Below are 552 nucleotides of genomic sequence, written 5' to 3' on the forward strand. Positions count from 1 at the left end.
TCGTCGTCACGATAAACATGTCGTGCGTGAAGCTGTCGCTGAACTGCCTACAAAATTTGGAGATTTCAAAATTTATGGCTATGTCAACGACTTAACAGGTGAACACCATGTTGCCTTAGTCAAAGGTGATATTAGCAATGGAAAAAATGTACTTTGCCGTGTTCATTCCGAATGCTTAACAGGTGATGTCTTTGGCTCTTGCCGTTGCGATTGCGGTCAACAACTAGCCGCCGCATTACAACAGATCAACAAAGAAGGACGAGGAGTTCTTCTCTACATGCGTCAAGAAGGACGAGGCATTGGTCTTATCAACAAGCTCAAAGCCTATGTGTTACAAGAACAAGGCTACGATACGGTAGAAGCCAATGAAAAGCTCGGCTTTGCCCCAGATTTACGCGAATACTGGATTGGGGCTCAAATCCTACAAGATATGGGTGTTACGGAATTACGCTTACTCACTAATAATCCTGAAAAGATTTATGGCTTAGAAGGATTTGGTGTAGAAATTACGGAACGAGTTCCCATTGAAATCGCTCCACAAAAATATGACAA

Annotated in this window: 1 protein-coding gene; it reads left to right on the top strand. The window is 42.8% G+C overall.

The window, feature by feature from the left end; translation table 11 throughout:
* Nucleotides 1-552: GTP cyclohydrolase II (gene ribA, locus HMPREF3182_RS03965; protein WP_072270826.1), on the top strand; the 552-nt coding region annotated here is incomplete at both ends.

It is taken from the genome of Megasphaera hutchinsoni, from assembly GCF_001553405.1.
Classification (GTDB): Bacteria; Bacillota; Negativicutes; order Veillonellales; family Megasphaeraceae; genus Megasphaera; species Megasphaera hutchinsoni.